General features: G+C 54.2%; 32 protein-coding genes. 14 read left to right on the forward strand and 18 right to left on the reverse strand.

What is annotated here, in order from left to right:
• Positions 1 to 26: 26 nt before the first annotated feature.
• The gene (locus NLK58_RS06330; RefSeq protein ID WP_341582344.1) at positions 27 to 392 is read right to left on the reverse strand and encodes a type II toxin-antitoxin system VapC family toxin; all 366 of its coding nucleotides are present in this window, start codon (positions 390 to 392) and stop codon (positions 27 to 29) included.
• Positions 382 to 606, reverse strand: a complete 225-nt coding sequence (locus NLK58_RS06335) for a hypothetical protein (protein ID WP_117617721.1) — start codon at positions 604 to 606, stop codon at positions 382 to 384. Before NLK58_RS06335 ends, NLK58_RS06330 begins: the two co-directional genes overlap by 11 nt.
• A 291-nt stretch (positions 607 to 897) precedes the next feature.
• On the opposite strand from NLK58_RS06335, the gene NLK58_RS06340 reads away from it, so the two are divergent.
• The 5 genes from NLK58_RS06340 to NLK58_RS06360 all read left to right on the forward strand — a co-directional run bounded on the left by NLK58_RS06340 (position 898) and on the right by NLK58_RS06360 (position 5,832).
• Positions 898 to 1,146 carry a helix-turn-helix domain-containing protein gene (locus tag NLK58_RS06340; RefSeq protein ID WP_117617722.1) on the forward strand — a complete coding sequence of 83 codons (249 nt, stop codon included), beginning with the start codon at positions 898 to 900 and terminating at the stop codon, positions 1,144 to 1,146.
• A 3-nt stretch (positions 1,147 to 1,149) separates the two neighbouring features.
• The gene (locus NLK58_RS06345) at positions 1,150 to 2,451 is read left to right on the forward strand and encodes a type II toxin-antitoxin system HipA family toxin (protein WP_117617723.1); all 1,302 of its coding nucleotides are present in this window, start codon (positions 1,150 to 1,152) and stop codon (positions 2,449 to 2,451) included.
• Positions 2,452 to 2,888: 437 nt separating this feature from the next.
• Positions 2,889 to 4,250, forward strand: coding sequence for an MBL fold metallo-hydrolase (locus tag NLK58_RS06350; protein WP_341582345.1), 1,362 nt, complete (start codon positions 2,889 to 2,891; stop codon positions 4,248 to 4,250).
• Positions 4,251 to 4,385: 135 nt separating this feature from the next.
• On the forward strand, positions 4,386 to 4,937 hold the full coding sequence (gene abiEi, locus NLK58_RS06355; protein WP_341582346.1) for a type IV toxin-antitoxin system AbiEi family antitoxin: 552 nt from the start codon (positions 4,386 to 4,388) through the stop codon (positions 4,935 to 4,937).
• Entirely contained in the window at positions 4,924 to 5,832 is a 909-nt protein-coding gene (locus tag NLK58_RS06360) for a nucleotidyl transferase AbiEii/AbiGii toxin family protein (protein WP_341582347.1), read from the forward strand. Before abiEi ends, NLK58_RS06360 begins: the two co-directional genes overlap by 14 nt.
• A gap of 88 nt (positions 5,833 to 5,920) precedes the next feature.
• Here the strand turns inward: NLK58_RS06360 and NLK58_RS06365 are convergent, their stop codons facing one another.
• From NLK58_RS06365 to NLK58_RS20595, 10 genes are all read right to left on the reverse strand, one after another.
• Positions 5,921 to 6,247: a nucleotidyltransferase family protein gene (locus NLK58_RS06365; protein ID WP_117617725.1), complete on the reverse strand. Its 327-nt coding sequence runs from the start codon at positions 6,245 to 6,247 to the stop codon at positions 5,921 to 5,923.
• Positions 6,234 to 6,662: a nucleotidyltransferase substrate binding protein gene (locus NLK58_RS06370; RefSeq protein ID WP_341582348.1), complete on the reverse strand. Its 429-nt coding sequence runs from the start codon at positions 6,660 to 6,662 to the stop codon at positions 6,234 to 6,236. Before NLK58_RS06370 ends, NLK58_RS06365 begins: the two co-directional genes overlap by 14 nt.
• Positions 6,663 to 7,011: 349 nt before the next feature.
• Entirely contained in the window at positions 7,012 to 7,455 is a 444-nt protein-coding gene (locus tag NLK58_RS06375) for a pilin (RefSeq protein ID WP_117617727.1), read from the reverse strand.
• 317 nt (positions 7,456 to 7,772) lie between these two features.
• On the reverse strand, positions 7,773 to 7,967 hold the full coding sequence (locus NLK58_RS06380) for a hypothetical protein (RefSeq protein WP_341582349.1): 195 nt from the start codon (positions 7,965 to 7,967) through the stop codon (positions 7,773 to 7,775).
• Between the two features lie 236 nt (positions 7,968 to 8,203).
• Positions 8,204 to 8,503 carry a HigA family addiction module antitoxin gene (locus NLK58_RS06385; RefSeq protein WP_205422274.1) on the reverse strand — a complete coding sequence of 100 codons (300 nt, stop codon included), beginning with the start codon at positions 8,501 to 8,503 and terminating at the stop codon, positions 8,204 to 8,206.
• Positions 8,504 to 8,515: 12 nt separating this feature from the next.
• Complete coding sequence (locus tag NLK58_RS06390; protein WP_341582775.1) at positions 8,516 to 8,794, reverse strand: type II toxin-antitoxin system RelE/ParE family toxin; 279 nt, start codon at positions 8,792 to 8,794, stop codon at positions 8,516 to 8,518.
• Between the two features lie 118 nt (positions 8,795 to 8,912).
• Complete coding sequence (locus tag NLK58_RS06395) at positions 8,913 to 9,131, reverse strand: hypothetical protein (RefSeq protein ID WP_341582350.1); 219 nt, start codon at positions 9,129 to 9,131, stop codon at positions 8,913 to 8,915.
• A gap of 163 nt (positions 9,132 to 9,294) precedes the next feature.
• On the reverse strand, positions 9,295 to 9,744 hold the full coding sequence (locus tag NLK58_RS06400) for an inositol monophosphatase family protein (protein ID WP_341582351.1): 450 nt from the start codon (positions 9,742 to 9,744) through the stop codon (positions 9,295 to 9,297).
• 135 nt (positions 9,745 to 9,879) lie between these two features.
• Positions 9,880 to 10,071, reverse strand: a complete 192-nt coding sequence (locus NLK58_RS06405; protein WP_117617728.1) for a DUF2283 domain-containing protein — start codon at positions 10,069 to 10,071, stop codon at positions 9,880 to 9,882.
• The gene (locus NLK58_RS20595) at positions 10,068 to 10,328 is read right to left on the reverse strand and encodes a DUF4258 domain-containing protein (RefSeq protein ID WP_376788071.1); all 261 of its coding nucleotides are present in this window, start codon (positions 10,326 to 10,328) and stop codon (positions 10,068 to 10,070) included. Before NLK58_RS20595 ends, NLK58_RS06405 begins: the two co-directional genes overlap by 4 nt.
• A 149-nt stretch (positions 10,329 to 10,477) precedes the next feature.
• On the opposite strand from NLK58_RS20595, the gene NLK58_RS06410 reads away from it, so the two are divergent.
• Entirely contained in the window at positions 10,478 to 11,839 is a 1,362-nt protein-coding gene (locus NLK58_RS06410) for an MBL fold metallo-hydrolase (RefSeq protein ID WP_341582352.1), read from the forward strand.
• Between the two features lie 101 nt (positions 11,840 to 11,940).
• On the forward strand, positions 11,941 to 12,981 hold the full coding sequence (locus tag NLK58_RS06415; RefSeq protein WP_341582353.1) for a GSU2403 family nucleotidyltransferase fold protein: 1,041 nt from the start codon (positions 11,941 to 11,943) through the stop codon (positions 12,979 to 12,981).
• A 57-nt stretch (positions 12,982 to 13,038) separates the two neighbouring features.
• Here the strand turns inward: NLK58_RS06415 and NLK58_RS06420 are convergent, their stop codons facing one another.
• The 4 genes from NLK58_RS06420 to NLK58_RS06435 form a co-directional block, all read right to left on the reverse strand.
• On the reverse strand, positions 13,039 to 13,158 hold the full coding sequence (locus NLK58_RS06420) for a CcdB family protein (protein ID WP_227539456.1): 120 nt from the start codon (positions 13,156 to 13,158) through the stop codon (positions 13,039 to 13,041).
• A gap of 35 nt (positions 13,159 to 13,193) precedes the next feature.
• Positions 13,194 to 13,448: a type II toxin-antitoxin system CcdA family antitoxin gene (locus tag NLK58_RS06425; protein ID WP_117617733.1), complete on the reverse strand. Its 255-nt coding sequence runs from the start codon at positions 13,446 to 13,448 to the stop codon at positions 13,194 to 13,196.
• A 144-nt stretch (positions 13,449 to 13,592) separates the two neighbouring features.
• Positions 13,593 to 13,895: a helix-turn-helix domain-containing protein gene (locus NLK58_RS06430; protein ID WP_117617734.1), complete on the reverse strand. Its 303-nt coding sequence runs from the start codon at positions 13,893 to 13,895 to the stop codon at positions 13,593 to 13,595.
• A 1-nt stretch (position 13,896) separates the two neighbouring features.
• Positions 13,897 to 14,250, reverse strand: coding sequence for a type II toxin-antitoxin system RelE/ParE family toxin (locus NLK58_RS06435; protein WP_341582354.1), 354 nt, complete (start codon positions 14,248 to 14,250; stop codon positions 13,897 to 13,899).
• 147 nt (positions 14,251 to 14,397) lie between these two features.
• Here NLK58_RS06435 and NLK58_RS06440 point away from each other — a divergent pair, with 147 nt between their 5' ends.
• The gene (locus tag NLK58_RS06440; protein WP_341582355.1) at positions 14,398 to 15,363 is read left to right on the forward strand and encodes a transposase; all 966 of its coding nucleotides are present in this window, start codon (positions 14,398 to 14,400) and stop codon (positions 15,361 to 15,363) included.
• Positions 15,364 to 15,701: 338 nt separating this feature from the next.
• On the opposite strand, the gene NLK58_RS06445 is transcribed toward NLK58_RS06440, so the two are convergent.
• Positions 15,702 to 16,700, reverse strand: a complete 999-nt coding sequence (locus NLK58_RS06445; protein WP_341582356.1) for an Rpn family recombination-promoting nuclease/putative transposase — start codon at positions 16,698 to 16,700, stop codon at positions 15,702 to 15,704.
• Between the two features lie 175 nt (positions 16,701 to 16,875).
• On the opposite strand from NLK58_RS06445, the gene NLK58_RS06450 reads away from it, so the two are divergent.
• Entirely contained in the window at positions 16,876 to 17,418 is a 543-nt protein-coding gene (locus tag NLK58_RS06450) for a hypothetical protein (protein ID WP_227539457.1), read from the forward strand.
• A 257-nt stretch (positions 17,419 to 17,675) separates the two neighbouring features.
• On the opposite strand, the gene NLK58_RS06455 is transcribed toward NLK58_RS06450, so the two are convergent.
• Positions 17,676 to 18,161: a pilin gene (locus NLK58_RS06455; protein WP_341582357.1), complete on the reverse strand. Its 486-nt coding sequence runs from the start codon at positions 18,159 to 18,161 to the stop codon at positions 17,676 to 17,678.
• Between the two features lie 470 nt (positions 18,162 to 18,631).
• Between NLK58_RS06455 and pilB the strand changes: the two genes are divergently transcribed.
• The 5 genes from pilB to NLK58_RS06480 all read left to right on the forward strand — a co-directional run bounded on the left by pilB (position 18,632) and on the right by NLK58_RS06480 (position 24,452).
• Positions 18,632 to 20,347: a type IV-A pilus assembly ATPase PilB gene (gene pilB, locus NLK58_RS06460; protein ID WP_341582358.1), complete on the forward strand. Its 1,716-nt coding sequence runs from the start codon at positions 18,632 to 18,634 to the stop codon at positions 20,345 to 20,347.
• Between the two features lie 2 nt (positions 20,348 to 20,349).
• On the forward strand, positions 20,350 to 21,570 hold the full coding sequence (locus tag NLK58_RS06465; RefSeq protein ID WP_341582359.1) for a type II secretion system F family protein: 1,221 nt from the start codon (positions 20,350 to 20,352) through the stop codon (positions 21,568 to 21,570).
• 170 nt (positions 21,571 to 21,740) lie between these two features.
• On the forward strand, positions 21,741 to 22,616 hold the full coding sequence (locus NLK58_RS06470) for an A24 family peptidase (protein WP_341582360.1): 876 nt from the start codon (positions 21,741 to 21,743) through the stop codon (positions 22,614 to 22,616).
• 149 nt (positions 22,617 to 22,765) lie between these two features.
• Positions 22,766 to 23,365 carry a dephospho-CoA kinase gene (coaE, locus tag NLK58_RS06475; RefSeq protein ID WP_341582361.1) on the forward strand — a complete coding sequence of 200 codons (600 nt, stop codon included), beginning with the start codon at positions 22,766 to 22,768 and terminating at the stop codon, positions 23,363 to 23,365.
• Positions 23,337 to 24,452 (forward strand): hypothetical protein, encoded by a 1,116-nt coding sequence (locus NLK58_RS06480; protein ID WP_376788072.1) that lies wholly within the window; start codon positions 23,337 to 23,339, stop codon positions 24,450 to 24,452. Before coaE ends, NLK58_RS06480 begins: the two co-directional genes overlap by 29 nt.
• The last annotated feature ends 142 nt before the right edge of the window (positions 24,453 to 24,594 follow it).

Genomic DNA, 24,594 nt, shown 5'->3' on the forward strand with positions numbered 1-24,594 from the left:
TGAAATTTGTGGTCTACCCTGAATTTTCAGGGAACCAGATCGGAAAACAAAACAGATTCTCCAGCGTGCCGGCTACCAAGCCTTTCGTCATCAGTCACAAGAGTGAGCCCATGGCAAATGGCAGTTGCGGAAATAATGCTATCCGGAAGCTTGAGCGACGTTGTTTGGCGAATCTTTATGGCTGCATCCTGTATCGGCTGCTCCAACTCAATGACAGGAATCTTATGAAGCACAGCTCTGAGTTGCTGTTCATCAGCATCGGTAAGCGATGGCCATGAAAGCAATTCAAGTTTGGTGATTACGGAAACGGCGTAGTAGTTGAGTGGCAGGGTCAGCTTGCGGTTGATTGCATAAATGACTGCGTTGGTATCCAGCAGATATTTACCACTCATCCCTCATTTCCCTTTGAATCTTTACGGCATCACTTCCTTTGAACGCCTCAACGGTGCAGTCGCTCAGATCCAGCGATAATTCACTGGCACCTGAAGCACCCTCCTCTGGCACCATAATCAAAACCCGGGCGTGGCTGTTCTTAAGCTGGCGGTACCTCTCCGGGATCAGCAACACACCGTCTTTGATATCCGCTTCGAATTCAATCGCGTACACCCTGGCCTCCTGTTATACCTTGCTCTATCGCCCTATCGCCCGCCCCATAGGAACGCTTTCATTGTCGCACTCCTTACCTGTTTTCTCCAGCAAACAGATGGGTGCTGAGGTCAATTTGGGGTCAGATGAAATTGGGGTCAGATGAAGTTTTCATCTGACCCCAATTTCAGGTTTCCAGAGTATCAATTATAAGGAGGGGGCCAGAAGAAAGGTAGCCATACCCCACAGGGGTTAAATTGACATAATCCTCTTCAGGGTATAAATTTATTTTATCCCCTTTAAGGTATGAATATGAAAATCACCTCACCTGATGCGCTTGCCCAGGAAATAAAGAATGCCCGTAAGCGCCGGAAGCTCACCCAGCAGGTTGTTTCAGATCAGATTGGCGTGAAACAGGCCACCATATCCAGTTTTGAGAACCATCCGGAGCGAAGCCGGGTGGAAACACTGTTCAAGCTGCTGTCCGCTCTGGATCTTGAGCTGCGTGTGGCCAAGCGCGGCGACACGGAACAGGAAGCGAAATGGGATCAGGAGTGGTAAGGAATGCCTGATTTGACCGTTGCCCTGAATGGCATCCAGGTAGGCAGACTGACCCTTGAGCGGTCTGGCGCCATGGCGTTTCAGTACCTTCCCGATTGGTTAAGCCGGCCGGGTGCCAGGGCTATCTCACTCTCGCTGCCCCTTGCACCCGCACCTTACCGTGGCGCAAAGGTTTATAACTTCTTCGATAACCTGCTGCCAGATTCCGAAGCAATCCGTTCGCGCATGCAGGCCCGGTTCGGGGCGCCAACACGGCATCCTTTTGACCTGCTCTCGAGCGTTGGCCGGGACTGTATTGGTGCAGTTCAACTCTACCCTGAGACGTCTGAAATACCCGATGTCCGCTCCGTGACAGCTTCACCCCTGGATGCCTCAGCGGTGGAGAATATTCTCGGCAACTACCAGGATGCGCCCTTCGGAGTAGCGGGGGACCATGATTTCCGGATATCCCTTGCCGGTGCGCAAGAAAAAACTGCCTTGCTTTGGCACCGGAACCAGTGGTGTCTGCCTGCTGGCAGTACGCCCACCAGCCATATCTTTAAGCTCCCGATTGGATTTTTGAATCACAGCAATATGGACTTACGGGAAAGCAGCGAAAACGAATGGCTCTGCTTGCAGATTCTGAAGGCGTTTGGGCTGCCGGTTGCCAACGCACAGCTGGCTCGGTTCGGGAAGCAGAAAGTGCTGATCGTTGAACGATTCGATCGGCGTTGGTCGAGCGATAACACCTGGCTAATGCGCCTGCCTCAGGAGGATTTTTGCCAGTCTCTTGGTGTGGCGCCGGCCGCCAAATACGAAAGTGACGGTGGCCCCGGCATTCAGGACGCCATGACATTGTTGCTCGGATCTCAGGAGCCCACCAAGGATCGGGAGCTGTTTTTCAGGGCACAGATTCTCTTCTGGCTAATGGCTGCCATTGACGGCCACGCAAAAAACTTCAGCCTGTTTATAGAGCCAGGCTCCGCCTATCGGATGACACCATTGTACGATGTTATTTCGGCCTATCCGCTTATCGCTCAGGGAAGCATGGCCGCAGAGAAGGCAAAAATGGCGATGGCCCTGAAAGGCCGCAACCGCCATTACCATTGGGCTCGCATCCAGGCCCGGCATTTTGTGAGCACCGCCCAACAGGTCGGTTTCTCTGCCGAGAAAGCAAAAAGCCTGATGAAAGACGTAGCCGAGCAAACCAGACCGGTTATTCAGTCTGTAGAGGCACGTCTTCCGGCGGACTTCCCTCCACGGGTCAGCGAACCGATTCTGAATGGCGTTGCGAGGCAATCCGAGGTGTTGTCCGCTCAGCTCTGATATAAAGGAGGGGTCAGAAGAAAGCTTTCTTCTGACCCCGGCTTCACCCACAAAAAAGAATCCCAACACGAAACTTCGCTTTAAAAAGTTCTCGAAACACGATCGTGACAAAACTCGACTGGGATGTTGAGGTGCAGGATTTGCTACAACACCAGGATGACAACCCCGAACAGGTTGGGTATTCACGTGTTTAAAGGTTTTTTTCCGGGATTTTATATCTGAACCAATGATTTATTGCCACGGACACTCACAGACCCACACGGACAAAACCTTTTCTTTCTTTTTTCCGTCCGTGAGCCTCCGGGAAGCGTGGGGTCAGATCAATTTTTCATCTGACCCCATTTTCATAAGTCCATAGTATCATCTATAAAAAAGGGGTCAGAAGAAAGCGTTCTTCTGACCCCGGCTTCACCCACACCCAAAAGAAGGACCTGAACATGAAACTTCGCTTCCTCGGCGGCACAGGAACAGTCACCGGCTCCCGCTACCTGCTCTCGGATGACAAGCACCGGGTGCTGGTGGACTGCGGCATGTACCAGGGCGTGAAAACCCTGCGCCGGCGCAACTGGGCGAAGTTTCCGGTGGACCCGTCCACCATTGACGCGGTGGTGCTTACCCATGCCCATATTGACCACTCGGGCTACCTGCCTGCCCTGGTGAAGAACGGTTTCAAGGGCAAGGTGTACTGCACCAAGGCCACCCACGCGCTGTGCAAGGTTCTGCTGCCGGATGCCGGCTTCCTGCAGGAGGAGGACGCGAAGTACGCCTTCCGCAAGAAGTTCTCGAAACACGAGAAGCCGGAGCCGCTGTTTACCGAGAAGGACGCCTGGGAGGCGCTCAAGCATTTTGAATCCCTGCACTATCACGAGACGTTCGAGCCGGTGAAAGGGTTCCAGGTAACCTTTACCCCGGCGGGGCATATTCTGGGCTCTTCCTGTGTGCACGTTCATCACCAGGGTGCTGACAGAACGGTGGTGTTCAGCGGTGACGTGGGGCGGCAGAACGACATCATCATGCGGCCGCCGGAGCCGCTGCAGAAGGCCGATGTACTGGTGTGTGAATCCACCTATGGCGACCGGGCCCATGGCGAGAGCGATCCTGAAGCCGAGCTTGCGGACATCATCACCCGGACCGCCGGCCGCGGCGGCATCGTGCTTTTGCCTGCGTTTGCGGTTGGGCGGGCGCAGATGCTGCTGTATGTGATTCACAAGATTATGGGAGACGGCAGGATCCCCAGACTGCCGGTATTTCTGAACAGCCCCATGGCCATCAAGGCCACGGAGATCTTTTGCAAGCACCATAAGGAACACAAGCTCAACGCGGCCCAGTGTGAGTTGATGGATGAGAAAACCGAGTTTGTGCGAACCGTGGAAGAATCCATCAAGCTGGACGCCGTGCGTTACCCCTGCGTAATTATCTCCGCCAGCGGCATGGCCAGTGGCGGGCGGGTGCTGCACCACCTGAAAACCCTGCTGCCCAATCCCCGTAACAGCGTGGTTTTCGCTGGCTTCCAGGCGCCCGGTACCCGGGGTGATGCGCTGGTGAACGGCGCAGAGAAAGTGAAAATTCACGGTGAATACTGGCCGGTAAAGGCCGAGATTCACAACATGGATTCACTTTCCGCGCACGGGGACTACAACGAGATTCTGGCCTGGCTGGAACAGGGCTCACTCAAGCCGGAGAAGGTGTACGTCACTCACGGGGAGATGGTGGCGAGTGACATCATGCGCAAGCGGATTCGGGAGAAATTTGGCTGGGATGCGGAGGTGCCGGAGTTATTTGAGGAGGTGGAGATTTAGCGCGGCCTTAGGGTCACGGCCTCGGCCTTGGGGTCAGATGAACTTTTCATCTGACCCCGTTTTCATACCCCGCCTCACGTATTCACGTAGCTCATCGTTTTGTTACACTAAACATAACAAAGCGCGGATCTTTTCATGCAACCTCTACAACGACTGGAGCGGTGGCTACTTGCCTCCAACTCCGCCAAAACCGGACGCCTTTATTCCTCGGCAGCTTTTCGGGCCTTGTTCCCGGAACTAAGCCAGGGAGCCTATCGCGCCCTGCTTCACCGCGCGGAAAAACGCGGGCTCCTGGAGCGAGTGTGCCAGGGCGTTTATCAATACGCGGGCGCCCCGGACAACAGCGGCCTGATCCTCTTCCACGCTGCTGCGTTGCTGCGTGTAAGGCACTTTAATTACATCAGCCTGGAAACCGCGCTCAGCGATGCCGGGCTTATCTCCCAAATGCCAATGGCCTGGGTTACCGTGATAAGTACCGGCCGATCCGCCGAGATAAGCTGTGGCCGCTTCGGAACCATAGAGTTTGTCCACACTGAGCGCCCAATGTCTCAGATCATTGATCATCTGGCTTACGATGCCGACCGCCATCTGTTTCGGGCTTCAACAAAACTGGCACTGGCGGACATGCATCGGTTCAACCGCTCGACAATCGACCTGATACAGGAGCCTGAAGATGGCATTGTTTGACACACTGATTGACGAGGCCATAAGAAATCAGGGGGAATTGACGGCATTACGCCCCGTGGTGGAAAAGGAGATCTTGCATCATGACATTCTGCGAGAGCTGAGCGCTGCAGACTTGCTCCAGAAACTCACGTTTATTGGCGGAACGTGCCTTCGCGCCTGCTACGGCTCCAGTCGCCTGAGCGAAGACCTGGATTTCACGGGTGGGGCGCATTTCAACAAGGCTGGACTGAGCCAGCTCAAGAAAACGCTGGAGACCCGGCTTCAGGAAAAATATGAAGTACCAATCACCGTGACAGAGCCAAAGGCCGAAAAGCAAGGAAATGTGGATACCTGGAAACTCAGCGTTAATACACAACCTCACCGGCCCGATATGCCAGCACAAAGAATCCATCTGGATATCTGTGCTGTACCCAGCTATCAAGTAGTTCCGAGAACAATTCAGAATCACTACGGAATCAACCTGGGTACTGAGTCTCTCATTATCAACGCCCAATCCCGGGAAGAGATCTTCACTGACAAGCTTTTAGCGTTTGCCATGAGGCCGGGGCGGCTGAAATACCGTGATCTCTGGGATATCGCATGGTTAACCCAGATCGGCATCGAACCTGCCTACGAACTGCTTGGGGCCAAGCTGATGGATCATGGGGAATCCGCGGAACGCTTCCTTGAGTGCACTCATCATCGTCTGGGTATTCTGAAGGAAAGCGGGCAGCAACAAAAAGACTTCATTTTCGAGATCTCCCGGTTTATTCCACCAGACCGGCTTAACCGAACCGTCCGGCAGGAGGGCTTCTGGCCTTATCTGTTGAACACTGTCACGGAAACTGTCCACACAGCCCAACAGCAACTCCAGAACGGCTCTACCGGACGAAGTGATACGCCATTTCCTATGTAACCCATGATCGAACGCGGCCTTGGGGTCACGGCCTCGACCTTGGGGTCAGATGAACTTTTCATCTGACCCCGTTTTCATGCCCCCAATTTCAAAGAAGCCGAATACCTACACGCTTCACATGATCAAGTAACTCGTCGTTCTCAACCTGATGTTCCAGGGCAAGATCCACTTTCCAGGGCATCAGCAGGTCATCAATTTCCCCTTCAATCCGGTTAAACTCGCGCCAGGAGATTTCCGGAGCAATCAGCATCAGGTCTATGTCGGAGTTCGGACGGAAATTACCTTTGGCCCGCGAGCCATACAGAACCACACCCTGCACAACCGGGTGGCCCAGGAAAATACCTCTGAGGTTTTCCAGAACATAGTCAGGCAGGCCAGTTGACCGGCCCCCTAAGGCAGTTTCAGCCAATGTCATGTTTTTGGGCCTCTTCACCCATACGCCGCCGGAATTCGGAAAAGAGTGGGTGGTAGAGTTGCAGGATATTCTTCAGAATCTCCCGGGCGGTTTCTTCGTTGTAGGTGTGGGAGGTGCGGTTCCGGTCTTTGAGCATGTGCATCCATTGCTCCCCCTCCTCAATCAGGCCGTTGGCGAACGCTTCCCGGATGGCATCCCTGGACCCCGTAATTCCAGAGTTCCCCTGCCACCGGAAATAATCACGAATGACATTCCACGCCAATTCGTAGGTATATTCGAACGCCTGAATAACGCCCTGTTTTTCGAGCTCAGACAGCTCCCGGGAGTGGCTCAGAGCGACTGCCTCGTCCAGTTGCCGGTAGGCCTTGTCAAAATTGCTCAGGCGCTGCAACCACCGAATATCCTCATTAACCATGCCTTAATATCCCCTCGATGCCTTAGACAAAAGGCTATCACACTGCTCTCACCTGAACTCAACCGTTGCTAAATGCTTTGCCGTTATAGTAGCCGGCTTGGTGGAATCCTGGCTACAGAACCGTGGCACCCCGGCGGCCGATAGGAACTGTGCCATTGGCTTGCGTTGCATCATCGAGACTTCGTGGAGGTTTGCGTTCTGGTTGTCTCGGGTTATGTAAAACGTTGGCCTGTCCAAAAACGAATACTAGTGCCTGTCCATGATTGTGAATACTAGTGCCTGTCCATGATTGTGTGTATCCATGATTATGCGCCCGAGCTGTGCGAGGAGGTGGAGCTGTAGCCCTCCGTCAGATCACTGTACATGAATCTGGACTGAACACGTCGCTCCAGCGAGGGGCGGCACTCGGATCAATCTCGCACTGCCAGGTGCCGCCAGCGCTGCGTACAAATTTGAGTAAAACGCCCGCCAGGTTTGGGTGGGCATTGCCCCCCATGGTCACCTGAATGTGACCAGAACCGTCAGCGTTAACTACAGCGATATCTGTGGCGGCATCCCCCGTGGTGAGGTTTGAGGGGGTATACCCCAGCGCATTGTTGGTAACAGAGCCCGATCCGGACATTTGGGTTTCAAAGGACGTTTTATAGGTCGAAAGTTCTCCAACAGCCCTATTTACCTGAGCCTTCAACACATAACCCTGATAGGAAGGTATCGCGACAGCGGCCAGTATGCCGATGATGGCGACGACGATCATAAGTTCAATCAGGGTAAAGCCGGCGTTTTTTCGTTGCATAATAATAAAAATTGCACCAGGGTTCAGATGTCTGTCACCTCGACTGATGCAAAAGGCCGGCCAGATTATGCGTATCGCTCATAACCCATTATTTTTGAGGCGGCATCTGGCTAAGATGCCGCGGAAAATACCCGTGAAACCAGAACCGGGGAAGGTGGCCGAGTGAGACTTCGTTCTGGTAATAATCAAGATCGTCAGCCATCGCCTGCCGGTATCTGAGCACTTCACCGAACCAAACCGTGCTGGCGACGAGAAACACCGCAGTGAGGGCTGCGATAAGCTGCCCTCGTCATATTGATGGTTTGCCGAAATCCAGATCAGTGCCTGATCTCTGACCTTAATTGACTAACTTCTTCCACAGCCAAACCAGCAATCTCGGCAATCACCTGGTCGCTCATCTCAGTACGTCTGATCAGGTTGCGTGCAGCCTCCTTCCTGGCTTCATCTTGCCCTTCCTGACGCCCCTCAAGCCGTTCTTTTTTTATCAGATTCTCCAGATTCTCTGCCAACATATCTCTGTCCTCCACCAAACTGTTCAGCTGATCCAGGTGGATCTCGGCTCCAAGCCGACTCAAATGCCGCTTGAGCCAGCGGGTAATGATTCTATCGGTACGGTCCTTGTTCGGGCTAGTGCCTGTCCACGCAGGCTTCCGCAGGCTTCTGTTCAGGCTAGTGCCTGTCCACGCAGGCTAGTGCCTGTCCACGCAGGCTTCTCCACGCAGGCTTCAAAATTGCTGGCCAATGAGTTTCATGCGGCCCGAGGTTGAACTTCTTTAGCCACTTGCGCGGCTTTGCTGATTTGAGCTCTGCGCAACTCAAACTCGATTTGCAAGTTTAGCCAAAAGCGCTCGCTGGTGCCGAAGTAACGAGCCAGGCGCAACGCCGTGTCTGCAGTGATACCGCGATTTTCGCGAACAATCTCGTTCATCCGGGTAGCCGGAACGTGAAGCGCTCCAGCCAACGCATTAACGCTCATGCCCAACGGTTCCAGATACTCTTCCCGAAGAATTTCCCCCGGGTGAATGGGACGCATGCCATTGGATACCATAACGCTTTCTCCTCAGTGGTAGTCAACAATCTCAACATCTTCCGGCCCTTCTTTGGTCCACCGGAAGCACGCCCTCCACTGGCGATTAATTCGAATGCTGTATTGGCCTTCCCGATCTCCGGCGAGCGCTTCCAGGCGATTGCCGGGCGGAGATTTCAAATCCTCTAAGGCTTCCGCTGCCGTCAGGATAATAAGCTTGCGCTCAGCAGCAGCCTTGACTGCCGAAAATCGCCGGCTTTTCCCGGTCTTGAACAAGGTTTCAGTGTCTTTACAACGGAAGCTCTTAATCATGGGCGCCATGATATGACGTTTATCGTTAAACGTCAAACTTTGAGCAACTGCGATGGATTACCAGTGCCTGCCCAAGATTTCCTGCCCTCGTCATATTGATGGTTTGCCGAAATCCAGATCAGTGCCTGATCTCTGACCTTAATTGACTGACTTCTTCCACAGCCAAACCAGCAATCTCGGCAATCACCTGGTCGCTCATCTCAGTACGTCTGATCAGGTTGCGTGCAGCCTCCTTCCTGGCTTCATCTTGCCCTTCCTGACGCCCTTGCTGACGCCCTTCCTGACGCCCCTCAAGCCGTTCTTTTTTTACCAGATTCTCCAGATTCTCTGCCAACATATCTCTGTCCTCCACCAAACTGTTCAGCTGATCCAGGTGGATCTCGGCTCCCAGCCGACTCAAACAGACTAGGACGATGTTGTGCCTGTCCAGGTCACAACTCTGATTTCCTCGTTCAGGTGGTTTTTGCTGGCCACCACCCGCTTGACGGCTTTAGGCTCCGCTACCCGGATACGCTGAACCTTGCCGTTGCGATCGCGCTATGGGCGCCCTCTCCGACCACGCCCCAATACGCTTCTTTAATGGCCGGCGCAATGACCACGCCCATCACCGGCTCGCCATCTTCAATCATGGCGATATTAACGGTGAACTCGCCGGTGCGCTGGGTGAAGTCCTTGGTACCGTCGATGGGATCCACCAGCCAGAACCGGCGCCAGCGTTTACGCTCTTCCCAGGGAATGTCTTTGCCTTCCTCGGAGAGGATGGGAATGTCCCGGCTGATAGTGCGCAGTCCGTGGGTGATGATGTCATGGGCGGCCGTGTCTGCCGCTGTAATGGGCGATTCGTCGGCTTTGTAGCTCACTTTGAAGTCCGACTGGTAAATATGCAGTACTTTCTCGCTGGCCTCGTCGGCTACTTTGATGACATCCGGAAGGATGGAGCTGTAATGCATGGGCGCGTCCTTGACGGCGGGGTCAGTGAAGACGGGGTCAGAAGAAAGCGTTCTTCTGACCCCAATTTTGATGAGGCGGCTGAATCCGGGGTCAGATGAACTTTTCATCTGACCCCACTTTCAAATAACTGGCTGCTATGCCACCTGACTACAAAGCAAAGGCCAAGCTCCCTGCCTGGAAGCCTCCAGAATGACAACTTCGACTATCGTGCCATCATCTGCATAGCTGATATGCGTATTCCAATCCTGAGAAACCTCTTTCACGATGGGCTTCTCTGAAAGGTGCAACACCATAATATCATCCGCCTCGTCATAGGTTGTTCTCATCCCTCAACCTCCCAACTAAAGTGATGCATCACCGTCTTTACCACCAGCCTGTCTTCGAGCGCAACTGCAACACAGATCAGGTTATCACACCGGCCTTCAAATGCCTTGGCTACCCATAGCCGTTGATTATCCTTATACCGTATTTCGCCTGTTTCCATGAGCTCTGCGATTTCTGCGTCACTAACTCCTCTCTGAATCATGCGCTCGCTGGCATGGCGAGTAATGTATAGGTCCAACCCGAAACGCTGGCAATGCATTATCTTGGTCCTCCTTGACCTGACGCAAAGCGACCTGCGATGAAAACCATCATCAGTCCCTATTTTTACGCCATAGTATCACTGTTAAAGATGGGGTCAGAAGAACGCTTTCTTCTGACCCCGATTTAATCAACGAAAAGGATCTCAACATGAAACTTCGCTTCCTCGGCGCCACAGGAACAGTCACCGGCTCCCGTTACCTGCTCTCGGATGAGAAGCATCGAGTACTGTTGGACTGCGGTATGTACCAGGGCGTGAAGACCCTGCGCCGGCGCAACTGGGCGACGTTTCCGGTGGACCCATCCACCATTGATGCTGTGGTGCTCACTCATGCCCACATCGACCACTCCGGCTACCTGCCCGCCCTGGTGAAAAACGGCTTCAAAGGTAAAGTGTACTGCACCAAAGCCACCCATGCGCTGTGCAAGGTCCTGCTGCCAGACGCCGGTTTCCTTCAGGAGGAAGACGCCAAATACGCCTTCCGCAAAAAGTTCTCCAAGCACGAGAAGCCGGAGCCACTCTTTACCGAGAAAGACGCCTGGGAGGCCCTGAAGCATTTCGAATCCCTGCACTATCACGAAACGTTCGAGCCGGTAAAAGGGTTCCAGGTTACCTTTACACCGGCCGGCCACATTCTGGGCTCTTCCTGTGTACACGTTCACCATAAAACCGACGACAGAACGGTGGTGTTCAGCGGTGACGTAGGGCGCCAGAACGACATCATCATGCGGCCACCAGAGCCACTGGCGAAGGCCGATGTGCTGGTATGCGAATCCACCTACGGTGATCGGGCACACGCCGACACCGATCCGGAAGCCGAACTTGCCGACATTATCACCCGCACAGCCGGGCGCGGCGGTATTGTTCTGCTCCCGGCATTTGCCGTTGGCAGGGCACAGATGCTGCTGTATGTGATTCACAAGATCATGGGCGCCGGGAAGATTCCCAAACTGCCGGTGTTTTTGAGCAGCCCCATGGCGATCAAGGCCACCGAGATCTTCTGCAAACATCACAAGGAACATAAACTGAACGCTGCGCAGTGCGAACTGATGGACGAAAAAACCGAGTTTGTTCGCACCGTGGAAGAATCCATTGAGCTGGATTCCGTTCGATACCCCTGTGTGATTATTTCAGCCAGTGGCATGGCCAGCGGTGGACGGGTTTTGCACCACCTGAAGACTTTACTACCCAATCCGCGCAACAGTGTGGTGTTTGCCGGCTTCCAGGCGCCGGGTACTCGTGGAGATGCGCTGGTGAACGGGGCGGAATCGGTGAAGATTCACGGTGAGTACTGGCCCGTGAAAGCTGAGGTTCATAATCTGGATTCACTCTCCGCGCATGGGGACTATAACGAGATTCTGGCCTGGCTGGAGCAAGGGTCGCTCAAGCCTGAGAAGGTATACATCACACACGGGGAGATGGTGGCGAGTGACGTTATGCGCAAGCGGATTCGGGAGAGGTTTGGATGGGATGTTGAGGTGCCGGAGTTGTTTGAGGAGGTGGAGGTTTAGGCCAAGCATGCCCCTGACCATGTCACGGTTCTGCCTGTTGTTTTTGGATGCACAGCGTTATACGCTAACTACATTTAGTTAACGTATAACGCGAGTATTTCATGATTCAGGAATTGTCCTTAACCGCTCAGACGCTTTACGCCGAACTTCTTGATCAGGTCCTCGCACTGGGAGTGGCTGAGCCCATGAGCCGGACCGGTGGGTCATTCATCAGAAAGGTCGTGAAAAACAAACCGTATGTGTATTTCCAGTTCCGGGAGCTGGGCCGGGCTTATCGGCAAGTCTTTATTGGCCCGGACAATGAGAAGACTCAAGCGTTGATCGATCGAATCAAGGAGCGCAACGAATCCCTGGCCGAACAGGAAGCGCGCATCATGGACCTTGCCCGGGCGTTCAATGCTGCGGGAGGATACGGGATGGATCACACCAGCCTGAAGGTTATTAAGGGCTTTGCAGACGCGGGAATCATGCGCCCAGGTGTGGGGCAGGCCACGCTGGTCGGCACCTACGCCTACAACCTGCTTGGGAATGTTCTCGGTGTGACCTGGCCAAGCAACATGCGGACACAGGATATCGATGTAGCTGCAGATATTCATATTGCAGTCGAGAAGCCCGATCTGACAGCGCCCGAGGCTCTGGACCAGCTGAGAATGGGTTTTTTGCCAGTGCCCCAACTACGACATGATAATCCGAGCACCTCGTTCAAGATTCGCGGCAAACAGCTGACGGTGGACTTGCTGACTACCGGCAGCGGCAAAAATGAAAACCCAGTCAAAGTGCCGCTGTTCCAGTCGGAAGCCATGCCACTCCAATACATGAGCTTTCTGCTGGAAGTGACCGTGCCAACGGTCGCTTTTGATCGCAAGCATATCGCGCTTGTGAACGTTCCCGATCCGATCCGCTTTGCGATCCACAAGCTACTTGTATCGCAAATTCGCCCAATGGCTTTCAGAGCCAAGGCCGCCAAGGATATCGCGCAGGCATCGACGATCCTGGAGGTATGCACGGATCAATCTCCGGATTTGGTAAGAGATGCGCTGGATGAAGCAATAGCCATGGGAAGCAAAGTGGAACGTTATCTGGTTAACGCCTGCCGAAAGGCCGACATGCCCGATGAATTCATGGCGATGATCGAGGGGTAAGGGCATGTCAGGCTGAGCCAGAATGGGGTCAGAAGAACTTTTCTTCTGACCCCATTTTCAAAAGCCCAAAAACAGCATGTCCAACGCCGAGGAAATTTCATCTTGCTGCTCAGCAAGGCTACCAGCTCCAAACCGCAATTCGCCTTCAGGCACAGCCGCCATATACTGAGTGGCCATTACTAATTCCTGGCCGTCGACGATAAATACAGGATTCAGCCCCTGCGCAGGGAACGGCGCCGTGCGAGAGGCAAACCGTTAGCTTCAACATATGCGTTCGAGCTCGCGAGTGCTCTGGCATTATCTTTCAACCACTTCTTCTGCTTATGAAGCTTCACGGCCTCCGCGATCCCTGCCTCTGCTGCCCGCGAAACATTGATTCCCAGAATTTTTGCCTCTTTGAGAAGGGCGCTATCCAGCGATAGGTTCGTTGGCTTTCGTATGGATTTGGCAGTTTCAGCGGCTTGCATGGCTCAGCCCTCGCGCGAAGTGGCACATCAATTATATGCGCATCTTTTTTTGCGCATCAATTCGGAAGGAAGGCTGTGCCTGTCAGGAAGGCTGTGCCTGTCCATTATCTATATGCCTGTAGCCACTGCCTGTGGCCCAAACGATCAAAGCGGAATGGCGTGATGAGTTCCGTCAGGAAGCTCAATATCCAAACGGACTTTCGCACCCGCACTCTCGACGTATCGTTTAATGGATGATAGCTTCAAGTCTTTACCGGCTTTTTCCATATTCGCGATCGTAGGCTGGGTTACACCCATGGCTTCCGCCAAATCTTTCTGGGTTTTCTGCAACAAAGCACGCACTTCACTGAGTCGAATCTCCAAAAGAATGCGATCTGCTTTGATCTGCGCTCGCCTGACAACGTCTGGCTTTTCATTAGCCAGCAGTGCGTCCAAAGAATTCGCCATATCAATTGCCTCCCTTGAGCTCTTCCAAATGGGCGGTGAATTCTCGATCTGCCACTGGAATCATCTCATCGTAAAACCGTTTGTCTTTACCCGATTTCTCGCCAGCACAGAGAATTATGCCAGTGCGAGATGGATCAAATGCAAAAAACGCCCGAATGGGTCTGCCTTTGCTCTGAACCCTAAGCTCTTTCATATTGCTATGTGCAGATCCATAAACGCTGTCGGCGTGTGGCCGGGATAGCATCGGACCTTTCTCTTTTAACACCAGTATCGCCGCCAGGACATTCTCTCTGTCCGCATCGCCAAGCGAGTGGTACCAATCGTCAAACCGGTGAGTTGTTTTAATATTCCACATTAAGCCACCCAGATTATAGCTCTCAAGCTATATCTACTGCAATCTATATGCACGCGATGCTCACATCTATTGCTGTTTATTTATACAGCTGTATACTTGTACATAAAGGCTATACTGTCAACAGTCACGGAAGACAAGGATTTCACCATGCCAAAAGCCAGAGCAGAGCTGGTCAGCGTTTCAGATACGCCCTTCTACCACGTGATCTCACGTTGCGTTCGCCGAACCTTTCTGTGCGGTCAAGACCACACTACAGGGCGTTGCTACGAGCACCGGCGGGGCTGGATTGAGGAGCGAATACGGCTGCTGGCGTCGGTATTTGCAGTAGATGTGGCCGCTTACGCGGTGATGTCGAACCACTACCACCTGGTGGTGAAACTCAGCCCGGATGAAGTGGAACCGTGGAATATGGATGAAGTACTGGCACGCTGGTGCAGCCTCCACAAGGGACCGCCACTGGTTCAGCGGTATCAGCGGGGCGATGAGCTGTGCGCTGCAGAACTTCGGCGGGTTAACGATTATGCGGAAACCTTCCGGCAGCGGCTCGCGGATTTGAGCTGGTTTATGAAATGCCTGAATGAGCCAATTGCGAGGCAAGCCAACCGGGAAGACGAATGTACCGGACATTTCTGGGAAAGTAGGTTCAAGTCTCAAGCCTTAGACACCGAAGAAGCCCTCCTCTCCTGCATGGCCTATGTGGACCTGAACCCCATCCGGGCTGCCATGGCCAAAACGCCGGAAACTTCCGACCACACCAGCATTAAAGAACGTATTCATCCCACCTTTGATCTGGCAGAAGCCGTTGCAAGACAAACGGAACAGCAGACGTTGAACGATTTTTCCGTGCCACTGAAACCGCTGCTGGGTTTTGAAAGCGTGATTCGGAATGGCTTTCAACGCGGCATCCTGTTCAGTTTTGAAGATTATCTGGAACTGGTTGATTGCACTGGTCGGGTCATCTGGAGTGACAAACGCGGCGCTATTGATGAGAAGGCGCTGCCAATTCTGGAACGGCTGAATCTGGACCCGGACCGGTGGTGCCACCGGGCCACGGCGTTTGAGAGCAGTTATCAGGATTACCGAGATCCTGGACGGCGGCGACGAGCGGCCTAGCTTCCCCCTCTCCTTCTTTTAAAAGCCGTTTATCGGCCATGCCTGCCGAGGATTTCGCTTGCCTGAACGTTGCTGATGACCGGAATTATCACTGGAATGTCGGGCATTTTTACCGTAACGCCTGAATAAACGCAGTGAAACCGAAAGCCAGAAACGACAAAGGCCCGGGGGTCGGAGCCGCCGGGCCTTTTGGGTTCTGGCCAGGCTAGTGCCGGCCAGGCTAGTGCCTGTCCACGGCCAGGCTAGTGCCTGTCTGTCCAAGCCTGGCGACGAGAAACACCGCAGTGAGGGCTGCGATAAGCTGCCCTCGTCATATTGATGGTTTGCCGAAATCCAGATCAGTGCCTGATCTCTGACCTTAATTGACTGACTTCTTCCAAAGCCAAACCAGCAATCTCGGCAATCACCTGGTCGCTCATCTCAGTACGCCTGATTAGATTGCGTGCAGCCTCCTTCCTGGCTTCATCTTGCCCTTCCTGACGCCCTTCCTGACGCCCTTCCTGACGCCCTTCCTGACGCCCTTGCTGACGCCCTTCCTGACGCCCCTCAAGCCGTTCTTTTTTTACCAGATTCTCCAGATTCTCTGCCAACATATCTCTGTCCTCCACCAAACTGTTCAGCTGATCCAGGTGGATCTCGGCTCCAAGCCGACTCAAATGCCGCTTGAGCCAGCGGGTAATGATTCTATCGGTACGGTCCTTGTTCGGGTCTGACTGGATAATCGCAACCACCCGATCCACCGCCTGCTGTAACGCCTCCCAACTGTGACCGGCATTCTCCACACCAAACACCCCACTTAACGGTGTCTGGCGCAAGCCCAGCTCCTCATCCGTATAGCGCCCTTCATCCACCAGGTAATACCGCAAATGTGGTTGATAGACACGCAGGAAACCCGGTGGTTCCGGCTGAACCAGCTCATACACATCCTGCCGGGCAGTCCACCGTTGCGATCCATTGTACAACACGATGGGGAATACCGGAGGTAATCCACCACCTGGCGTTGTCACCCTGGTTTTCAACAGGTGGTCATAAAAACAGGCCACATAGTGCATCAACCGGATAGGCATGGTGTGATCCACGCGAGACTGGAACTCCAGCAGAATATACAAATACACTTGCTGGGGCACACCCTCCCAGGTGATGTCCACCGACCACACCACGTCTTCAAACTTCTCTTCAAACAACGGGGTAATGTAATTGCCGCTATGGTTTGTGAGGGTACGGAAGTCCATCAGCTCACCAATCTCAGAAGGTGCAAATCCTTCAATTAATTGCTGGACAAATTCCGGATGGCTGAACAGCTCCTTGTAACCGGTGTCGTGGTGATTCGTTGCCATGGGGTCTCCTGTCTCAATACCTGAAGTCTACCACAGCCACTGACCACCACCTCACCGATGAACCAGTAACCTAACGGGCGAGACCGATACCCTATCTACCGGCAGTGCGTAACAGATTCACCTGGTTGTCAAACTCAGCCCAGACCGCAGCCGGTTGGCAGACCTCAGTTGGTTTATGAAGTGCCTGAACGAGCCCATTGCTCGCCAAGCGAACCGGGAAGACAACTGTACCGGCCACTTTTGGGAAAGCCGATTCAAGTCCTATCCACTGGACACCGAAGAAGCCGTACTGTCCTGCATGGCGTATGTCGACCTGAACCCGATTCGGGCGGCCATTGCCGATACCCCCGAAGCCTCAGACCACACCAGCCTCAAGGAGCGAATCCAACCCAGCTTTAATCTGGCCGAGGCCATTCAGAACCAGATCGAACAACAAGCCCTGAATAACTTCTGCGTACCGCCGAAACCCTTACTGGGCTTTGAGGGCGTCATTCGCAACGGGCCTCAGCGGGGCATCCTGTTTGGTTTTGAATATTATCTGGAACTGGTGGATTGCACCGGGCGGATCAGCCGCAGCGACAAGCGCGGTGTAATCGATGAGAAAGCCCTGCCGATACTGGAACGGTTGAACCTGGATCCAGGGCGATGGTGCGAGCGGGCCACGCGCTTTGAGGCGACATACCAGGATTACCGCAAGGAACGCCGACGGGCGGCCTGAGCCCTTTCCTTTCAAACCTTTCTTCTTCAGGACCGGCCACAGGCTGGGAATCGACCGTGGGCGATGGCCGGGCTTTGATGGCCATCAATGGCAGAACGCGGAGTTCTCAGCGCGGTGTAGGCCGAGTTTTTAACGTAACGTTGAATTCTGCGTAGCCGGCAACGACAAAGGCCCGGGGTCGAAACCGCCGGGCCTTTGGGAATCAGGTCAGGTTAGTGCCTGTCCATGATCAGATCGTCCATGATCAGATCGCTGTCTTACACGCCAGGGCATCCGGAAGGGGCGTACTTATCAGGAGCAGTCGTAGCGCAAGTCCATGAACCCAAGTCGGACCGAGTCCAAGTTACCGTTAAAGCAGTCGAAGGCTGGAGTGTAGCCGACGCGTCACCGGCAAAGCTGCCAGCGATTGTACCAGTTGTCGATAACGCCGATGTATTCGTCACAGCAGTTGTAACGGCAGTTCCCGCAGTTGATGTCGCTGGAGCACTCAAACTTAAAATGTTGGATCCCGTCCAGCCAAGGTCACATTCGCCTGTGGCGGTTTTTCCATCATTCAAGCAGGCCTCATATGCGGTTTTAAGCGCCCCGAGCTCTGCTACTGCTCGGCTAACCTGCGACTTTGCAATATAATTCTGATACTGAGGAATAGCGATCGCCGCCAAAATACCAATGATCGCCACAACGATCATCAATTCGATCAGCGTGAAACCCTTCTGAGCATGATTGATTTGAATATTTTTCATTATCGACCTCTGTGTTTGTCGTTGATCAACTCTGTCTGGCCCGGGGCCGGTGGAGCCGTGCCCCGTGACCGGTGTTTTGAGCCTGCCAGAGTTAATGCACCGGCTGTGCCAATATTGATGAAGCGCAAATTTCCTGGAAATACGTCAATTATTTCAGCACCCTGCAAGGCTTTGTGAGCCAGGTCACACATCGGTGGGTGGCGGCTTTAGCTGCCCGGTGGCGTCAGTGGGTGACAAATTTGGTCACCGGTTTTAGTCGCCACAGGTGCACTACGGCTGAAAATGGGGTCAGAAGAAGGCTCCAAGGCTGAAAGTGGGGTCAGAAGAAGGCTTTCTTCTGACCCCGGGGTTTGACGGCTGGGGTTGGCGCCAGGGCAATCAGCTTTCCAAACGCTTTCTAGCCATCTAAACTCACTGCAATTGACAAAACACCGGTTTCAGTAACTTAGGCTGCGTTCCTTATTCAATTTATGTCTACCAACAAAAGCAATATCACGCTTACCGGCCTTGCGAGGCGCTTTGTGGATGACGGGCTCCTTGACGAGGCAACCGCAAAAGACGCTTTCTTGCAGGCCTCTCAGAACCGGATTCCGTTAATTACCTACCTCACCCAGAACAATCTGGCTGACAGCTCCAAACTGGCCTTTTCGGCCGCCATGGAGTTCGGGGTTTCGGTTCTGGATCTTTCTGCCTTCATGCCGGAAATGATGCCGGAGAAGGTGGTAGATGAGAAACTGGTTCGGAAACACAACGCGCTTCCTCTTTATAAGCGAGGAACCCGGCTGTTTATTGCGGTTTCAGACCCGACGAACATCCAGGCTCTGGATGAAATCAAGTTCAACACAGGCTTGAGCACTGACGCCATTCTGGTCGACGACGCCAAACTGAGAGAGGCCATCGACAAGTATCTGGAATCCCAGGACACCACGATGGGAGACCTGGACGACTCGGACCTTGAAGGCGTTGAAACCGAAGGCGGCGAGCAGGAAGACGATGGCGCGGTAACCGCAAGCGAAGTCGATGATGCGCCCATTGTTAAGTACGTGAACAAGATGCTGCTCGATGCCATTCGTGGTGGCGCCTCGGATGTTCACTTCGAGCCTTACGAGAAGATCTATCGTGTGCGCTACCGCACCGACGGCATTCTGAAAGAGGTCTCCCATCCTTCCATCAAGCTGGCACCCAAAATTTCGGCCCGCGTAAAGATCATGGCCCAGTTGGACATTTCCGAGCGCCGGGTGCCTCAGGACGGCCGGATCAAGATGAAGCTGTCGAAAACCAAGGCGATCGATTTCCGGGTGAACACACTGCCCACCCTCTGGGGCGAGAAAATCGTTTTGCGGATTCTGGATCCGAGCCAGGCCAAGCTCGGCATTGATGTGCTTGGGTATGAGGAAGACCAGAAAAAACTGTACATGGATGCCCTTGCTCAGCCCCAGGGTATGATTCTGGTCACCGGCCCGACCGGGTCCGGTAAGACGGTTTCCCTCTATACCGGGCTGAACATTCTGAACACGCCGGGTATCAATATTTCCACGGCGGAAGACCCGGCGGAAATCAACCTTGAGGGCATCAACCAGGTAAACGTGAACACCAGGGTGGGCCTTGGCTTCGCCGAGGCCCTGCGAGCCTTCCTGCGCCAGGACCCGGATGTGATCATGGTGGGTGAGATCCGGGATCTGGAAACCGCAAACATTGCCATCAAGGCGGCACAAACCGGCCACCTTGTTCTTTCAACACTCCACACCAACAGCGCGGCGGAAACCCTCACGCGGATGATGAACATGGGTGTACCCTCGTTCAACATTGCCACGTCGGTTAGCTTGATTATTGCCCAGCGCCTGGGCCGGAGGCTGTGTAATTCCTGCAAACAGGCTGCGGACATTCCGAAAGACGTGCTTTTGGCGGAAGGGTTCACACAGGAACAAATTGATACAGGCTTCACGTTGTACCGCCCCAAGGGCTGTGATAAATGCAATGGAGGATATAAAGGCCGCGTCGGTATTTACGAGGTGGTCAAGATTACCGACGAGCTGGCGAATATGATTATGGAAGAAGCCAGCTCCATCAAAATTGCAAAGCAGGCTCAGGCAGAGGGCTTCCGGACATTGCGGCAATCCGCTCTTCGCAAAGTTGTTGAGGGGGTTACCAGTCTTGAGGAAGCCAACCGCGTGACGAAGGATTAAGCATGGCAGAGAAAGCGCAGAAGCTGGAATCGTACGTTTGGGAAGGGAAGGATCGGAAGGGTAACAAGTCCAAGGGTGAGCTTACCGGGTCAAACCTTGCGCTTGTAAAAGCGCAACTCAGGAAGCAGGGCATTATTCCGGATAAGGTCAGAAAAAAACCCAAACCGCTGTTTGGCGGCAGCAAGAAGATCACGCCGTTTGATATCGCGATGCTGACCCGGCAGCTGGCAACCATGATGAAAGCCGGTGTGCCTCTGGTTCAGAGCTTTGACATTGTTGCGGATGGCCTGGAGAACAAGGGGCTTCAGGAACTGGTGATGAGTATCCGGAATGATATATCTTCGGGTACCAGTTTTGCCGGGGCTCTTCGTAAGCATCCCAAGCATTTTGACGACTTATATTGCAACCTGGTGGATTCGGGTGAGAAGGCCGGTGCGCTCGAGACGATGCTCGACCGGATTGCCACCTATCTTGAAAAAACCGAGCTTTTGAAGAAGAAAGTTAAAAAGGCAATGACCTACCCGATTGCCGTTGTCGTGGTGGCAATTATTGTTACGGCCATCCTTCTGGTGAAAGTTGTGCCTCAGTTTGAGAGCCTGTTCCAGGGTTTCGGCGCGGAGTTGCCGGTGTTTACTCAGATGGTTGTGCACTTGTCTGAGTGGATGCAGAGTTGGTGGTTTGTCGTTCTCCTTGGAATCATCGGCACAATTTTTCTATTTAAAGAGGCTGTTCGCCGGTCCCAGAAATTCTCGGACCTTGTCGATAAATACGTCCTGAAACTGCCTGTCGTCGGCGAAATCCTCGACAAATCCGCCGTCGCAAAATTCGGCCGTGTTCTCTCTACCACCTTTGCTGCAGGTGTTCCCCTGGTGGATGCGCTTGATTCCGTGGCTGGCGCTACAGGTAATGCGGTTTACCGCGATGCCATCGACCGCATCAAGAACGATGTCTCCAGCGGTACCCAGTTGCAGGCTTCGATGCGCCAGCAGGATGTTTTTCCGGTTATGGCGGTTCAGCTGACGGCGATCGGTGAGGAATCCGGTAACCTGGATGAGATGCTGGCCAAGGTGGCGGAGCATTATGAGGCAGTGGTGGACGATATGGTTGATAACCTCACCGCGCTGATGGAGCCGATGATTATGGCGGTTCTGGGTGTGCTGGTGGGTGGTTTGATTATTGCGATGTATCTGCCGATCTTCCAGATGGGGCAGGTTGTTGGTTAGTGAAAATGGGGTCTGATGAAAATGGGGTCTGATGAAAACTTCATCTGACCCCGGGTTCGAAATAGGGGTCAGAAGAAAGCGTTCTTCTGACCCCGAGTTCACGTAAAAGTGGGGTCAGATGAAGGCTTTCTTCTGACCCCGAGTTCGCCCAGCTGCTTTTCGGTCAATTGATGCTTACTTTGGATACCTTTCTTTCTACCCCCTGGCTGCTTTACCTTACCGTTACTCTGGTTTCCCTCTGCATCGGCAGCTTCCTGAATGTTGTGATTCTGAGGCTGCCGAAGATGATGCACCAGGACTGGCGCTGCCAGTGCGAGGAGTTTCTGGAGCTGTCTGACAAGCAGCGCAAGCAGGAAGAGCGGATGACTCTTTCCACGCCGGCTTCCACCTGCCCTTCCTGCGGCCATGGCATTCGGGCCTGGGAAAACATTCCGGTGGTGAGCTATCTGGTGCTTCGGGGCAGGTGTGCCTCCTGCAAGGCTCGGATTTCGCCCCGCTATCCGCTGATTGAGACGGTAACCGCGGTGTTTTCCGTGGTTACGGTCGCCCTGCTTGGGGCCAATGAGTCTGCGCTTTGGGCGTTGTTGCTGGTGTGGGCTTTGGTGGCCCTTACCGTGATTGATTTCGATACCCAGCTGCTGCCGGATAACATCACCCTGCCCCTGATGTGGCTGGGGCTGGTGCTGAATTATTTTGGTGTGCTGACGGACTTTACCAGTGCCTTCTGGGGCGCGGTGGCTGGCTATCTTTCCCTGTGGTCGGTTTACTGGCTGTTCAAGCTGGTGACCGGGAAGGAAGGCATGGGGCATGGCGACTTCAAGTTGCTGGCCGCTCTGGGTGCCTGGCTGGGGTGGCAGCTGTTGCCGGCGGTGATTCTGCTTTCCTCGGTGGTTGGTGCGGTTGTGGGTATCAGCCTGATGGTGTTCAAGAAGCATGGGCGGGAAGTGCCGATTCCGTTCGGGCCTTATCTGGCTACGGCGGGGTTGCTTTGCCTTTGGTTTGGTAGTGAGATTCAGGGGTTCTGGTTTGGGTTTTTGGGGGTTTGATTTTGGGGTCTGACGGGGTAGGTGCTGGTGAAAATGGGGTCAGAGCAAAATCGCTTGGCGATTTTGGTCTGACCCCGGCCGGCCAAGGGGTCTGACCAAAAACTCCCTGAGTTTTTGCTCTGACCCCATTTTCAGCGGGAGTAAAGGATTTGCAAATTGTTGGACTGACAGGTGGCATCGGCTCCGGTAAGTCAACGGTGGCGCGCCTGTTTGGGGATCTGGGGGTGCACTGGGTGGATGCCGATGATGTGGCCCGGGAGGTTGTTGAACCGGGCACGCCTGCGCTGGCGCGGATTGCGGAGCATTTTGGCGAGGGGATTTTGACTGCCGAGGGTGCTTTGGATCGGGGCCAGCTTCGTACCATCGTCTTTCAGGAGCCCGAAGAGCGGGCTTGGCTTGAGTCGCTGTTGCATCCGATCATTCGGGAAGAACTGATTCGGCAGTTACATCCGGACAATTACCAGCTTCCCTATGTGCTTCTGGTCTCCCCTCTCCTCCTCGAGACCGACCAACACGAACTCGTTGATCGCATTGTCGTGATCGATGTCCCCACAGATGTCCAGATCGAACGCACCATGGCCCGGGACACCAATTCTCAAGAACAGGTTGAGCGGATTATTGCGGCGCAGATGCCGCGGGAGCAGCGGCTGGCGCGGGCGGACGCTATAATTGACAATAACCGCCCTCTGGATGAGGTGGCGCGTCAGGTGCGTGAGCTGCATGAGCGATTGTTGGTGGATTTTGGCTGACGGGTCTTTCCGCTTCCGGCTTGCAGGTCTGGCGGCTGCGTTCACTCTGACCTTCCCTTCTCCCAGCTACAGCATCGAGCGGGTGTTTGAGGTGAAGGAGCGATCTGTGGCCGAGATTCTGTCGCCGGAGACCCTGCCTATTGGGTTTTACACCTTTGAGCCGGATGAGTATTGGGCAGAGCCCAGGGATTCGTATTGGCTGAAATTCAGTAACTGGGTTCTGCGCCAGGAGCGCGTCCAGGGCCCCAGAATCCAGTCCCTGGGCCAGTGGGCAGACCGAACGCTTTCGGGCAGCAACTACGATCTTCCCAATAATGAAAGCTACCTGCGCATTGGTTTTGCCACCGAGTCGGAATATGGAGATCCGGCGCAGTTTAAGCCGGAGGCGCGGTTCCGGCTGGATATTCCGACAACCAGGCAAAAACTTCGGCTGGTTATTGAGAGCGAAAGCGAGGAACTGATTCCCTTCGCGGAGCGCCAGCGCTACCGGCAGCTTACTGAAGCGGACCGCTCGGATACCGAAGCCACGGGCGCCCTGCGTTACCTGACGGAGGTGGGTGACGCCATCAATTTCTCCAATGACCTGGGTGTGCGCCTGCGGATTCCTGCGGATGCCTTCTGGCGGGCGACGGCGAAGAAGCGGTGGCGGCTGGACGACAAGTGGGTTCTGAACGCGCAGCAACGCTTTTATTATTTCCACCAGGATGGCTGGGGCGAGCGCACCTGGATTGATGCCGGGCGGCCGGTGGGGAAAGGGTGGCACTTTCGGTCCTCATCCGAGCTGGAATGGGTGCACCGGGACCGGGAATTTGTGGCTGCACAGATTTTCAGCCTGCAAAAGCGTACCAATAACCGGCTGGTTGTCACGCCCCGGCTGGGGGTGCTGGGCGAAAGCCAGCCGTCCTGGCGCACCACCTCGGTGTTCGGGGATCTGACCTTTCGGTACCCGCTGCACAGCAACTGGCTGTATGCCGAGCTGATTCCGGCGCTGGAATTCCCCAGGGAGGCGAGCTCCAAGGACCGGGCTTCGGTGATTTTCCGGGTGGAGATGTTTTTCTCCGGTATTATTGAAGGTGATCGCCTTTGAAGCAGGGGTCAGATGTGAAAATGGGGTCAGATGAAGGCGTTCATCTGACCCCGGGTTAAAGCTGAAAGAGGGGTCAGATGAAAGCGTTCATCTGACCCCGGAGTATGACTTGAACATGGGGTCAGAAGACGGCGTTCTTCTG

Source organism: Marinobacter metalliresistant (genome assembly GCF_038098645.1).
Lineage (GTDB): Bacteria > Pseudomonadota > Gammaproteobacteria > Pseudomonadales > Oleiphilaceae > Marinobacter > Marinobacter metalliresistant.